This window comes from Pseudomonas sp. JAI111 (assembly GCF_024809425.1).
Classification (GTDB): Bacteria; Pseudomonadota; Gammaproteobacteria; order Pseudomonadales; family Pseudomonadaceae; genus Aquipseudomonas.
Window position 1 is genome coordinate 573,192 of record NZ_JANUCB010000003.1, and the last position, 13,692, is coordinate 586,883.

The window sequence follows — 13,692 nt, forward strand, 5'->3', positions numbered from 1 at the left end:
GGAAATTAGAACAATGAACAGACTCAAGCGTTTTATCGCCCCGGCACTGTGCGCCACAGTGCTCAGTGGCGCCGTCCATGCTGAAGAGCGAACGTTGCGCGTCTACAACTGGTTCGACTACATCACGCCCAAGGCCCTGGAAGATTTCAAGGCGCAGAACACCCAGACCAAACTGGTCTATGACATCTTCGACACCAACGAAGCGCTGGAAGCCAAGCTGCTGACCGGCAACTCCGGCTATGACGTGGTGGTGCCGTCCAACGTGTTCCTCGCCAAGCAGATCGAGGCCGGCGTGTTCCAGCCACTGGACCGCAGCAAACTGCCGAACTGGAACCACCTCGATCCCAAGTTGATGAAGCTGCTGGAAGGCAACGACCCGGGCAACAAATTCGCCGTACCCTACATGTACGGCACCATCCTGATCGGCTTTAACCCGGACAAGGTCAAAGCCGCCCTGGGTGACAACGCGCCAGTGGACAGTTGGGACCTGATCTTCAAGGAAGAGAACATCAGCAAACTCAAGCAGTGCGGCGTTGCCCTGCTCGATTCGCCATCGGAGATCCTGCCGCTGGCCCTGCAACACCTTGGCCTGGACCCCAACAGCAAGAAGCCGGCGGACTACGACAAGGCTGAAGCGCTGTTGATGAAGATTCGTCCGTACGTCACCTACTTCCATTCTTCCAAGTACATGGCCGATATCGCCAACGGTGACATCTGCGTCGCGGTCGGTTATTCCGGCAGCTTCTCCCAGGCCGCCAACCGCGCCAAGGAAGCCAAGAACGGCGTCATCGTCGACATGCGCCTGCCAAAAGAGGGTGCGCCGATCTGGTTCGACATGCTCGCCATCCCTAAAGGCGCGAAGAATCCGGACGATGCCTACACCTTCATCAACTACCTGCTGCAACCGCAGGTGATCGCCCCGGTCAGCGATTTCGTCGGCTACCCGAACCCGAACAAGGACGCCACGGAAATGGTCGACCCGGCCATTCGCAACAACCCGAACCTGTACCCGACCGAAACGGCGATGGGCACGCTCTACACCCTGCAACCGCTGCCGCGTGATGCCGAGCGCGCGCGGACCCGGGCCTGGACCAAAATCAAGTCCGGGACCTGATTTTCCCTGCCAAGATCAAAGACCCGCGCGATGGCGGGTCTTTTTTTGAAGGCATAAATAGTTACCACCCCGGGCTCCCGGCGCCCCATTACCGTTGGTGCAATCAAGAGGTCCTTCTCGTCCTCCTCCCTGCTCCAAGGTAGCCGTCATGAGCAATATCATTCCATCCGAGTCCCTGGATGACGCCACGCTTTTAGTAGAAAAAAGCGAGCTGATCGGGCAGATCAGTCACGGTCCTTTGCCAAAAGAAGTGGCCTCACAGCTGTTGCGCCAGGCATTGGGAACGCTCTATCCGCAACTGAACATCGACCCGGACCAAACGACCATCGCTACACCACAATGGAACGTCGTGAACGATCAGGTCGAAGCAGGCCCGATCGAATTCCAGTCACTGACCTTCACACTCTTGCGCAATAGCCTGTTCGGAACAAAAGCCAATTTCCTTGAAGGGCAGCATTTCCTGACACTGGAACCCGACGTCAAGAACCCGGTTCACCTTGCGGTCAGCATCGAGGAAATTGCCAAGGTGCTGAACGACACCGCGCCGCAGCTGTTCATCGAGCTGCAACGTCAGCAACTGGAATTCTGGAACCACAAAGGCAGGAAAATGGCTCGCTGGCTGGAGCTCTCCGACTCATTGCGCAAAACACTGAACGTGCAATCGGTCAAAGGCTGGGACGCCGATGAATGCGCCATGGCGCGTGCAGTGTTCAACGATCCGGATCGAGCCACCCGCCAACATTCAATCAGCGGGCTGTCGGCGATCCAGGCATGCCTGATTGATATCGATACCGTTGAAAACGATGTCGCCAGCCATCTGCTGATCGGTGGCGCCCTGGTGCTCAGGGCCACCCGCGGTAAACGCGAATTGCTGATGATGTACACGATCGAGCGTGGTTATGAGTCCTTCGCTTCAATGGAACAACTGGGCGACTCGCTGCCCGCTCGCCTGGACGATCAACCCACAGGGTGGGCCCTCAGGTGGCAGTTGTTCGAGCCTGACGGCAACGTCTTTGACCATATGGCCTGGGCGTTAGTGACGTCACAACTCGATGCCATAGACTCGATGAGGTCCATTGATGCGCCTGTCGGTGACGCCGCTTTGCCCGAGACCGGACCGGACACCCTCGAAAACGCTCGCTTCCAGCATCTGGATTCGGCCATTCCCGACTGGTTGCGCGACGCATCGACCACCGATATTCAAGACTATGGTCGTTACATCAGCGCGCTGGGCATGCTCTATCGGGAACCGCAAAACAAAGCCGCCAGAGCCGAGATACCTTCCATTACCGACTATGCACAACGCCTGATGCGTGAAGCGATCATCGCTGATCCTCGCGCCATCGGCGCTGCGAGCCTACCGCTGGATGACCTGCGAATCCGCGTCACCAGCAGCTTCACTGCCGATAATCTGACGCTGCCAAATCCGCTCGACCAGCGCATCGAAACCCTGGCCGACTTCGCGCTGGAAAACGAGGCGCCTTACATGGCGACGGTTTTTTTCATCCCCGACCATCCGCTGCCGCAATGGCTGACGCCTGCGTTTCTCTCCAGCCTGGCGGCGCAGGTCAACGTCGGCGAAGCGTACCCCACACTGATCAAGCGCAAACTGATCGATGACCCCGTCGAATCCCGTCGCCAGGAATCTTTCTACTGCGATCAGTTGCGGTTGCTGCTGCCGCTTCTGGCGCTGGAGGGCAAGGTCAAACAAGAGGCAGGGATCGATGAATACTGCTATCGATACGTCAGGGAGTTGTTTGATCCCGACAACGAAACAACCCGGTCCATTGCCATCTACCCACTCACGCTGACACCGCAACATCGCTTGATCAGCGCCAGCGACACGGTCGCAAACATGTTCATCATCAGCCCTCGAAATGCCCGCAGCGGCCCTTGTCTGCTTTATCGCCCGATGCTGGATCAGCCCTTGTTGCAGTTTCCCTCCAGGCAAAACCTGCTGTACGCGCTGCACCAACCCGGCGAACTCAGGGACTCGCTACTGGCATGGCTGCCCGACAAAACCCTGAGCTTTGAATACGCTCAGTCTGTTTTCCCGGTGGGCCTGCCTTCCCCTTGGCTGGTGGCCGAACAGTTGGTCAATCCATTGCAGCGCGCGGACCGCTTCGGGCGCGTGGTGTTCGAGAGTGAAGAAATCACCGGCAACATCCTGTCGGTGCTGTTCAAGAGCAATGCGCAGGCATTGGTTGATCTGGCTGACCGCCAGTCGCAATCGAATGCGGAGCGACGCTGGAGCCTGCTCAAAGACAGCAGCTGGGCTTTGTTCAACGCAGCTTCGAATGTCCTCAGCGGCGCCGTTGGAACGGCCGTCTGGGTATGGCAGAGCATCAACGAAATCCAAGAAGCTCTCGACGCCAGTGACAAGGGCGACAGCGTTATCGTGTGGACTTCCGTCTCGGACATTCTCCTGACCCTGGGCATTATTCTCAGCCATCACGCCGTGCTGCGGCGCAAGACGCTATCAGGCAAAACACGGCGTTCGGCGGAGAAGGAAGTCCCGCCGAAAATCGAGCCTGGCGCCATCACCTTCAACCCCGTCCCGCTGTCCTCGGAACTTGCGCCGGAGCACTACTCCTCGCTTGAAGTCGCGGGTGCAGTGCCACGTCGCACACCTGCGGCGCTGGGCACCTGGCTGGATACATTCAAAGTCCCGGCAATCGATATCGCGGCCGAGAACGTGACGAAGGTGAACGAAGCGCCTCCCCATCTCTACCAGCTCGACGACAAACAGTTTGCCCAGGTTGGCGATCGATGGTTCCAGGTCCTGGTCAACGGGGACGGTCAGGCTTGTATTGTCGACCCCGGCCACCTCAGCCGAACCGGTCCGCCACTGGTTCATAACAGCACAGGGCAATGGTTTATCGATCTGCGGTTACGCCTGCGCGGGGGAGCCGGGAATGTGTTCAGCAAACCCCAGGTCGCCGCCGGCGAGCTGCGCAAACATGAATTGGACAAGGTTCTGGAAATCTTCAAAAGCCAGGAAACACAGAGCGAAACCGAGCTGACGGCGATGCATACCGATATTCAGAAAGCCGATAGCCAAGACTACGACCGCTTATGCATGGCCTATGCGCAAAAACTGGACACGATCATCGGCGGGTATCACAAGGCGTTGGAACAACTGCAGGAATGGCGCACGTTGGGTGGATCGAAGAACTATGTCTACGACCTGCTGCGCATGAGCACCTTGCTGCAAAAGAATCTCGCGTTGTGGTTTGTGATCAAGAAAAACCAGTATGCCGAAGCCACCCACATGCTGAGCAACTCAGGCCAGGCAGATCCGTTGCCGCTGGAGAGCTACATCAGCAGGATCCAGCAGGCGACCGACTTGAGCCACGAAATGGTCGATAAACTCGCACTGTCGAGCTCAACGCTTGAGGGTATGCGCGCCGCGGGACGAGCCGGTATCGAGCGATCAGTCGAAATAAGGAAGCTCACGCCTTCGTTCACTGCGCTGGATCTCAAAGCCAATGAAATCGGCATGGCCCAGGAGTTGTGCATTCAAGAGCAAGCCAGCCCGATGATGTCCCAGGCGCGAGACGCCGTCGGCAAGATTGTCGTGAATGCCGCCCATGCCGCCAATCAGTTGGTGGACCTGATAAAAGCGGCTGATACCGCCCACCCTTTGCAGGTGCCTGTCGAAGTGATGAGCCGTTTGGTGGAGGCGTTCGCCGACGCCGATCAGCGTATTCAGGAACTGCCCGTCACCTACCCTGGCCTGGTCAGGCAATCCCGGCTTAATCATCTGCGAGCGCTTGTTGCCGAGTTCGAACAACTGGCACAGAACCGACTTCAGGCATTGTTGCCAGAGCCGCAGGTGGTGCGAAAACCGGCAGAGCGAGGCCAACACGGTCCTTCACGGCAACCGGTCAAAGTGCGCAAGACCCGCCCGCGCGCCCACACCCGCACTGACGTGGAGAACACCACGGACGAGCCCATCAAGCCCATCGCATTGACCCGCCAATTGCCACCCTCGACCCTCGATGACAACGGGATTATCGAGGCCGCCATTGAACTGAACCTCAATACTCGTGAGTTCATCACCCAGACGCGTAAAGATGCCCTGCGTCCGAGGCGCATCCCCGCCGACATGCAGGATGTGTTTGACCAACAGGCAGTCAAACTGGAGCACGGTGCCAGCCAGGTGGATCAGGCCATGATCCGGATCAACAAAGCAGGGGGAACTCCCCTGCCAACCGCCACGCTCAGCCTGGAATTGCGTGAGACGGCCCGCCGGATGCGTCAAGAAGGAATTGAAGTGCGAGCGCGCCTGTACCAAAAGCGCAAACCGACACAAAGCGCTTTCAAATGGCTGCATGAGAACCGACAGGTTGAGATCCGTCGCGACGAACGAGGACGCATCCAGACCAAAGGCTTAGGCGACGTCTTCCAGGAATACCGGATTCTCGACAAGGCAACCAACCAGGTATTTTGGCTGGCGCATTTTCACTATGAAGCGCTCGACAGCCCAGCGGATAACCCCACCGCGGCACACTTGAAAGTCTCGGATGACTTTCTCAAGAACCTCGCCCCTGAACAGCAGCAGGTCTTGAGCAGCGTCGAGCCGATTGATGGTGTCCTGCGCAAACTGCTCGATCCCGACCTGCGCCAACTGTTTCTGGGTCTGGAACCACAGACCGAAACCTGAGGTACCGCGTGATTAACGCCAGACCTTTTCCAGACGCGCGAGTGCTGCTTTGATCGCCGCTTCGGGCACCGCGGCAAATCCCAGGACCAGGCCTGCGCGCTGGTCCACCGGTGTTTGTGTATCGGGCAGCCAGTAGCTGCTCAGTGCATTGATCTCGACATCGACGCTGGCGGCTTGCTCGATCAATTCGCGTTCGCGGGCCTGCGAGTCGACCGCCACCGTCAGGTGCAAGCCTGCTGCGACACTCGGCAAGCTGCCGATGCCGGGGATGTTCTGCGGCCAACCGGCCAACAAGGTATTGCGCCGGCCAAGGGCTGCACGGCGCATGCGGCGGATGTGGCGCTGAAAATGCCCCGCGCCCATGAACTCGGCCATTACCGCCTGGGTGCTCACTTCCGAATGTCGAACATCCACCGCCCGGCGTTGCGAGAAGGCCTGAACCAGGCCGGACGGCAGCACCAGATAACCCAGTCTCAACGCCGGGAATGCAACCTTGCCAAAGGTCCCGACATACAGCACCCGCCCCTGCCGATCGAGAGCCGCCAACGGTGCCAGCGGCGCGCCGCTGTAACGGTATTCGCCGTCGTAGTCGTCCTCGACGATCAAGCCCTGGGTACGTTCGGCCCACGCCAGCAATTCAAGGCGTCGCGCCAGGCTCATCACCACACCGGTCGGGTATTGATGCGACGGCGTCACATAAGCCAGACGACAATCGTTGAGCCCGTTCAATTCGGTGCAATCGATGCCCTCGGCGTCCACTGCCACACCGTGCAAACGCGCCCCTGCCACCGCGAACGCATGCCCCGCCGCCCGATACCCCGGATTTTCAATCGCGACGCCATCGCCAGGCTCTACCAGCAGCTGTGCACAAAGGCTAATCCCCTGCTGCGCGCCACTGGTGATCACTATTTGCTCAGCCGAACATTGCATGCCCCGGGAACTGCGCAAGTACGCGGCGATCATGCCACGCAAGCGCTCATCCCCTGCCGGATCGCCGTAACACAGCTGCTGCAGATCCGGTTTTCGCCAGAAAGCCGCATTCAGCTTGGCCCAAACCTCGAAAGGAAATAGATCGAACGCCGGAACGCCGACCCGAAATGCCCGGGGAGGACCACTTGGCGGCAGCGCCAAATGGTTCTTCTCAACGCGCCCCAAAGCCCCACTGTGGATAACTTTACTGGATGAAACCACAGGCAAATCCAGCCAATTTGTGGATAAGGCTGTGGGTAACCCTGTTGACAACCCTGTGGATACTTTTGTGGATAATTTTTTTACCGGGAGCGCGGTTTGCGGCAATTGCGCCACGTAAGTACCGTCGCCGACACGCCCTTCAATAAACCCTTCGGCGTAAAGCTGATCGTAGGCACGGACCACACTGTTGCGGGAAATCGCCAGCGCCTCCGCCAGATCCCGGCTGGCCGGCAATCGCGTGCCGCTGGCCAGTCGTCCGTCCAGCACCCGCAGGCGCAACGCCTGATAGAGCTGGCGACTCAAGCCCTGGCGACGATCGAGTTCGATACCAGCGGGGTTGAATGAAAGAGAAAGCGGCGCCTGACTCATGGCAATGGACCTATGAAATTGGTCATTAATGGCTCTTACAACAGACCAATAGCCTGCCTAGGATGCAGACATTCGCCAAGGAATTTTTTCTATGTACAACCCAAACGGCTTTGCCATCAAAGATGTGGATGAACTGCACCAGCAGATCCTCGGCACCCGCCTCGCCATGGTAATTACGCATGGCGCGCAAGGCTTGCAGGCCAGTCATCTGCCATTGCTCTTTCGTCCTGACGAAGGCCCCAACGGCACCCTCTACGGCCACTTCGCCCGTGCCAATCCGCAGTGGAAAGAATTGCAGGAGGGTGCCGAGGCGCTGGTGATTTTTGCCGGTGCCGATGCCTACGTCAGCCCGGGGTTTTACCCGAGCAAAGCCGAGCACGGCAAAGTCGTGCCCACCTGGAACTACGTTGCCGTCCACGCTTACGGCACGGCCGAAGTGTTCAGCGATGCCGATCGCCTGCTTGGCCTGGTCAGCGCGCTGACCGATCGCCACGAGGCCGGCCGCGCTCAGCCGTGGAAAGTGGCGGACGCGCCCGCCGACTACATCGACGGCATGCTCAAAGCCATCGTCGGGTTTGCCCTGCCGATCCAGCGCCTGGAAGGCAAACGCAAGCTCAGCCAGAACCGCAGCACCGCAGACATCGCCGGCGTGCGCGAAGGCCTCGCCGCCAGCCCTGACGTCCACGACCAGGCCCTCGCCCACTTGATGCGTTAAGGAAATGAACATGAGTCAGATTGAAATTCGCCAGGTCAGCGCCGACGATCACGCCGCCTGGTTGCCGCTGTGGCAAGCCTACCTGCACTTCTACAACACCGAGTTGCCAGAGGCGGTTACGCACAGCACCTGGCAGCGCATGCTCGACCACAACGAGCCGACTCATTCCGCGTTGGCGTGGCTAGATGGCAAAGCGGTCGGCATGGTGAACTTCATCTACCATCGCTCGAACTGGAGCATTGAAAATTCCTGCTACCTTCAAGACTTGTTGGTAGTGCCGCAAACCCGCGGCACTGGCGTCGGCCGAAAGTTGATCGAATTCGTTTACGCCACCGCCAAAGAGGATGGCTGCTGCAAAGTCCATTGGTTGACCCACGAAACCAACGCCACCGCGATCCAGCTCTACGAGCGCATCGCCGAACGCCCCGGTTTCATCCAGTTTCGCAAAGCCCTTTAACGTTCAAGGAGAACAACATGTCGACTTCACTCGCCAACTGGAAAGGCGTCCCGGCGCCGTCGGTTCAAACTCTCGAAGGGCGTTTCATCCGCCTGGAGAAACTCGACCCGGCGCGTCACGCCGATGGATTGTGGAAAGCCCTGCAAGGCCCGGGCTCAGACCCAAAACTCTGGGACTATTTGCCGTACGGGCCTTTTCCTGAGCGCAGCGCGTTCAATGACTGGCTGAACAATCATGCGGCCAACAGCGACCCGTATTTCTTCAGCGTGATCGACCGGGCCAGCGGTGACGTGCAGGGCATCCTCAGTCTGATGTCGATTGTTCCTGCCCAGGGTCGCATCGAAATCGGCCATGTAACCTTCGGCGCGCCGATGCAGCGCTCGCCAAAAAGCACCGAGGCGATTTACTTGCTGGCCAAGGAGTCGTTCGCACTGGGTTACCGGCGCCTGGAGTGGAAGTGCAACAACGGCAACGCCCGCTCCAAGTACGCAGCGGAGCGCTTGGGGTTCAGTTTTGAAGGTGTGTTTCGCCAGCACATGGTGGTCAAGGGACAGAACCGGGACACGGCGTGGTACTCGATTCTGGATTCGGAATGGCCGTCGATTGGCGCCGGGTTCGAGCGGTGGCTATCCGATGAGAACCAGACGGAGTCGGGGCAGGTGAAAACCCTGGCGGAGTGCCGCGCCTGACGAGCATTCCCACGCTCTGCGTGGGAATGCATCCCGCGTCGCCTTCCGGGGCCGACGCGGGAGATCTTTCAGGCGAGTTTCTGGGCCAACACTGCAATGTGCTCTGGCCCGATCCCGCAGCAGCCTCCCAAATGGCTGGCGCCGCGTTCCTTCCAGTCCGCCGCCCACTGCAGATAACCTGGCGGATCAAGGTCTTCGCGCAGCGGATCAAGACCGTCGTTGGCTGTAGCCTCCTTCGGTTGCGGCGGGAAAGCATTGGCGTACGCGCCAATGTGAATCTTCACCCCCAAACGCTCGAAGGTTTCCCTCGCCGCATCAATTGCAGCGCCGATAACTTCTGGCTGGCTGCAGTTGAACAGCAATGTCTCGACGCCCAACTCGGCAGCCACCTCAGCCGCTTCAGCGACCGGTTCTCCGGAACGTAAACGCGGCACTTCGTCCGTGTCTTCATCCTTCAAGGTAAACGATAGCCAGAACGGCTTGCCGTCCTTCGGCAGACCCGCGTGAATCGCCCGCGCCTCGACAATCGAGCTCTGGGTTTCAGCCAGCCACAGGTCGACATGCGGTGCCAGCCCGGTCACCAGGGGGGCCAGCAATTCAGTCACTCGGGCAGCGTTGAACAGGTCCGGGCGGTAAGAACCGAACAGCGGCGGTAATGAACCCGCTACCCGCACAGGCTTGCCCGCGGCATTCACGGCACGTCGGGCCAACTCACCGGCGAGTGCCGCCAGGGCCTGACCTTCAGCGGCAAAACGCTCTTCGCCAATGTGAAACGGCACCACCGCATAGCTGTTGCTGGTGATCACGTCCGCGCCAGATTCGATATAAGCCGCATGCACCGCTTCCACTGCTTGCGGCGCTTCACTCAAGGCCAGTGCCGACCATTCCGGCTGTCTGAACGGTGCTCCTCGGCGTTGCAACTCACGCCCCATGCCGCCATCCAGAATTACCGTATTCGCTGCGTCCATATGCCTTTTACTCATATGCTTATGAAAATAACTCACTACCCGAGTCACCCTTATAACTATTTAATACGCACCATCCGGTTAATAACAACCATTTTTTTATCAGGGATCGACTGTGAAATTCCAACCACTACTGGCCCTGGGCCTGACGATTCTGGCTGCCTCCACCCAAGCCTTTGGCGGCGCCACGCTGGATCGCATCGAGCAAAAGAAGGAACTGGTGGGCGTGTTGATGGAGAGCTATCCACCCTTCTCGTTTCTGAATGAGCAGAACCAGCTCGCCGGTTTCGACGTTGATGTCGCCAAAGCCGTGGCGGATAAACTGGGCGTCAAACTGCGCCTCGAAACCCCTTCGTGGGATGTGATCGCCGCCGGCCGCTGGAGCGGGCGCTATGACATCTGCGTCTGCTCGATGACCCCGAGCAAGGCCCGCGCCGAGGTCTTCGATTTCCCGGTCGAGTATTACGCCTCGCCAGCGGTGATCGTGGTCAACGCCAAGGATGACAGCATCCATAGCGCCAAAGACCTGAGTGGCAAGAAAGTCGGCCTCACCAGCGCCTCCAGCTACGAAAGCTATCTGAACAAAAACCTGGTGATCGAAGGCGCCGAAGACACCCAATTGCAGTATCCGTTTGAAGATGTGCAGATCGCGCCCTATGACACCGACAACGTAGCGTTCCAGGACTTGGGGCTGGGCGCTGGTGTGCGGCTCGATGCGATCCTCACCAATCTCGTCACCGCGCAACCACGTCTGACCGAAGACAAACGCTTCAAACTGGCCGGTGAGCCGCTGTACTCGGAACCCAACTCGGTCGCCATCGAAAAGGGCGATGCACAGTGGGACGCCAAGGTGCGTGAAGTCTTTGCGCAACTGAAACAGGACGGCACCCTGAGCAAGCTCTCGCAAAAATGGATCGGTGCCGACATCAGCAAATGACTTCTTTCCCGACACCCCCTCAGCCACCGCAACCGGTGGCTGAATCCAGGCTGCGACGAATCTTCGGCTTTCGCACGCGGCTATACCTGACGTGGGCGGCGATGTTCGGTTTGTTCGCCAGTTTCTTCCTGAGCTTCGATCTGAAGTTCTCGATCATCCTCGACAAACTGCCCAACCTGATTGGCCTGCACCTGGCGCCAAACGGCTTCCTGCAAGGCGCGGCGCTGACACTGTTTTTGTGCCTGTGCTCAATCGTGACGTCGTCGCTACTGGGTTTCATTACCGCTCTGGCGCGACTTTCGAAAAGCGCCGTGGCCTTCGGGATCGCAAGTTTCTACGCCTCGTTCTTTCGCGGCACGCCGCTGCTGATCCAGATCCTGCTGATCTACCTGGGCCTGCCGCAACTTGGCATCGTCCCAGGTGCCATCGCCGCCGGCATCATCGCCCTGTCGCTGAACTACGGCGCCTACCTCAGCGAAATCTTCCGCGCCGGCATCCTCGGCGTTCCCCACGGCCAACGCGAAGCGTCTCTGGCGCTGGGCATGCGCGAAACCGTGATTTTCTGGCGCGTTACCCTGCCCCAGGCCATGCGCACCATCATTCCGCCGACCACCAACCAATTCATCTCCATGCTCAAGGATTCGTCACTGATCTCGGTGATGGGCGTCTGGGAAGTGATGTTTTTGGCGCAGTCGTATGGACGGTCGAGCTATCGGTACATCGAGATGCTGACGACCGCGGCGGTGATTTATTGGGTGATGTCGATTGGGCTGGAGCTGATTCAGGCAAGGATGGAGCGGCATTACGGGAAGGCGTATTTGAGTCGTAGTTAGCAAAATGTCGCAGCCGTCGAATGCTGTAGATGCCGTCTTGAATGTCACCGGGCAAGCTCAAGTTCCGGAGTATAGGGTGGTCCGACTTGAGCAAGCGCCGTCGACATTGCGTGCAAACAGTGTCGATTCAACTGAGATCACGTCGAACCCGCACCACGCCCATCTTTAATCCAAATGGTCGGAACACCGAATTCAACGATTTCAGCGTCTGATTCCCTTCCCCATGTTCGATATGCACCAGCGTGCGCACCGAGACTTTGCACATCTTTGCAAACTGGGTCTGGTGCAGGCCTGTGACTTCCACCCGCAAGCGACGGACTGCCTCACCAATCTCAAGAGTGCCTTGGGCCAGCGCCTCTTGAATGCTTTCTATGAGCACTGTGCGCTCGGCTACCGTCATGCTCATTTCAGGTCCCACTCTTTCAAGCGCTGCTCCAGATTTTTCAATGCAATTCGCGGGTGATTCATTGTGGCGTCGGGCAATCCGCTGTCAGTCAGAATGTCCGGGAGTGCCAACAAGTGTCTGGCATCTTCCCGCAAGCGTTCAAAAGAACCCGGTAAATCAATTAGCGCTGCCAGCGGATCATTCGGATCAGCGATGTCGGCCAATGCCTGGCACACACCACGCCAATTTACATCCCCAGCCCTCTCCAATTCTTTTGGCCACTTGGTGGTTCTTGTGACGCCTTCGTCGTCCATCACCATTGGCGCCAAGTCGTAGATCGGTGCCAGGCGAAACGAGGCCGTATCGCGGATGATCGCGGTATTGCGCCCGTGGTTATCTGAGTTGCCGAGGATTTTATTGAGCAGATCCCGACGCAGGTAGTCAGCAACGAGATTCGGGATTTGGTCAGCCTGCCCCGCATCACGCCATAGCCCCGCAAGCAGCCGGATAACTTCCATGTGGTCCATCGGGCTACCGGGCGTGGTTATTTGCGCCAGAGAGTAGATCGACTCCACGGCAAAACGCTCGACACCCTGAGGGGTCACTTGTCGATCAAAACGGTGCATCCACAAGCTAGGTTTGGTTGCCTCCTCCAAGGCCAAGCCCTGTTCTGCCACCGTTTCGATGCCCAGCTTTTGTAGTGCCTTGTAGTAGTGGTACTCACTCCTGAGGATGTCCTGATCGTTGCGGGTTCCTTTGCCACGAGAAAACTTCACGAACCAGTGCTGGGTGACCGCTGCGTCGTCCAATACTGCGTCGGGATATAAATTTCCATCCTTACCCTGAGCCAACAAAAGTTTTGGAGCCTCGCCACCAGCCCCCGTAGCCCCCCCAATTGCTGCGCCCTGCTCATAGGCATATTCGAGAAACCGGTTATCACGACTAATGACGTCCTGGCGTTTAAACCCTATAGGCTCGCGCTGATCTACTGCCTCGGCGGATTCCTTTATGCGCATATTGCCAATCGGTGCCGGAGTGCTTCTGGCCAGTAAATAAAGGTCGGCACTGACGTCAGCAGGTTTGTCGCGACCTAGGTGTGCCAGAAGAAACCTCTTGGCTGCACCGGCAGGAGCAATGTCATGCAGAAAGGCTGGCGCGTTAGACCGCTTACCCTCGAAGTCCAAAGGAAACCTGGCACTCACTGCCTTGGCAAAGGGTGACCCAATATCTTCAATGCTTTCGACGAGATAGGGTGTTTCGTAGCCGAAATTACATCGACTTTCGAAACCTTTTTCCGGGCTGTCGAAGTTTAAGTCCATTGCGTCGCGCCAGATCCCTGCGGCGAATATCTGTAACGTCAGGGTGTACATA

General features: G+C 58.4%; 11 protein-coding genes. 7 read left to right on the top strand and 4 right to left on the bottom strand.

The genetic code is table 11. The annotated features are described in order from the left end of the window. The first annotated feature begins 13 nt into the window (after window positions 1-13). Together HNR03_RS13560 and HNR03_RS13565 are read left to right on the top strand one after the other, a co-directional pair. Window positions 14-1,114: a polyamine ABC transporter substrate-binding protein gene (locus tag HNR03_RS13560; protein WP_259154083.1), complete on the top strand. Its 1,101-nt coding sequence runs from the start codon at window positions 14-16 to the stop codon at window positions 1,112-1,114. 148 nt (window positions 1,115-1,262) lie between these two features. Beyond that, window positions 1,263-5,780, top strand: a complete 4,518-nt coding sequence (locus HNR03_RS13565) for a dermonecrotic toxin domain-containing protein (protein WP_259154084.1) — start codon at window positions 1,263-1,265, stop codon at window positions 5,778-5,780. Window positions 5,781-5,792: 12 nt separating this feature from the next. Here the strand turns inward: HNR03_RS13565 and HNR03_RS13570 are convergent, their stop codons facing one another. Then, window positions 5,793-7,340, bottom strand: coding sequence for a PLP-dependent aminotransferase family protein (locus tag HNR03_RS13570; RefSeq protein ID WP_259154085.1), 1,548 nt, complete (start codon window positions 7,338-7,340; stop codon window positions 5,793-5,795). Window positions 7,341-7,431: 91 nt separating this feature from the next. On the opposite strand from HNR03_RS13570, the gene HNR03_RS13575 reads away from it, so the two are divergent. Genes HNR03_RS13575 through HNR03_RS13585 form a run of 3 tightly spaced genes read left to right on the top strand, consistent with a single transcriptional unit; the run spans window position 7,432 to window position 9,201 of the window. After that, window positions 7,432-8,055 carry an FMN-binding negative transcriptional regulator gene (locus HNR03_RS13575; RefSeq protein ID WP_259154086.1) on the top strand — a complete coding sequence of 208 codons (624 nt, stop codon included), beginning with the start codon at window positions 7,432-7,434 and terminating at the stop codon, window positions 8,053-8,055. Window positions 8,056-8,065: 10 nt separating this feature from the next. After that, window positions 8,066-8,512 (top strand): GNAT family N-acetyltransferase, encoded by a 447-nt coding sequence (locus HNR03_RS13580; protein ID WP_222589085.1) that lies wholly within the window; start codon window positions 8,066-8,068, stop codon window positions 8,510-8,512. 17 nt (window positions 8,513-8,529) lie between these two features. Next, window positions 8,530-9,201 carry a GNAT family N-acetyltransferase gene (locus HNR03_RS13585; protein WP_259154088.1) on the top strand — a complete coding sequence of 224 codons (672 nt, stop codon included), beginning with the start codon at window positions 8,530-8,532 and terminating at the stop codon, window positions 9,199-9,201. Window positions 9,202-9,269: 68 nt separating this feature from the next. On the opposite strand, the gene HNR03_RS13590 is transcribed toward HNR03_RS13585, so the two are convergent. Further along, window positions 9,270-10,169, bottom strand: a complete 900-nt coding sequence (locus HNR03_RS13590) for a homocysteine S-methyltransferase family protein (protein ID WP_259154089.1) — start codon at window positions 10,167-10,169, stop codon at window positions 9,270-9,272. A gap of 112 nt (window positions 10,170-10,281) precedes the next feature. Here HNR03_RS13590 and HNR03_RS13595 point away from each other — a divergent pair, with 112 nt between their 5' ends. Beyond that, complete coding sequence (locus tag HNR03_RS13595) at window positions 10,282-11,103, top strand: ABC transporter substrate-binding protein (RefSeq protein ID WP_222589088.1); 822 nt, start codon at window positions 10,282-10,284, stop codon at window positions 11,101-11,103. Then, on the top strand, window positions 11,100-11,936 hold the full coding sequence (locus HNR03_RS13600) for an amino acid ABC transporter permease (protein ID WP_222589089.1): 837 nt from the start codon (window positions 11,100-11,102) through the stop codon (window positions 11,934-11,936). The genes HNR03_RS13595 and HNR03_RS13600 overlap by 4 nt, the downstream gene beginning before the upstream one ends. 127 nt (window positions 11,937-12,063) lie before the next feature. Here the strand turns inward: HNR03_RS13600 and HNR03_RS13605 are convergent, their stop codons facing one another. After that, a complete protein-coding gene (locus tag HNR03_RS13605) occupies window positions 12,064-12,342 on the bottom strand; it encodes a helix-turn-helix domain-containing protein (protein WP_222589090.1) in 279 nt (92 codons plus the stop codon). Continuing rightward, complete coding sequence (locus HNR03_RS13610) at window positions 12,339-13,691, bottom strand: HipA domain-containing protein (protein WP_222589091.1); 1,353 nt, start codon at window positions 13,689-13,691, stop codon at window positions 12,339-12,341. The genes HNR03_RS13605 and HNR03_RS13610 overlap by 4 nt, the downstream gene beginning before the upstream one ends. Window position 13,692 lies beyond the last annotated feature (1 nt).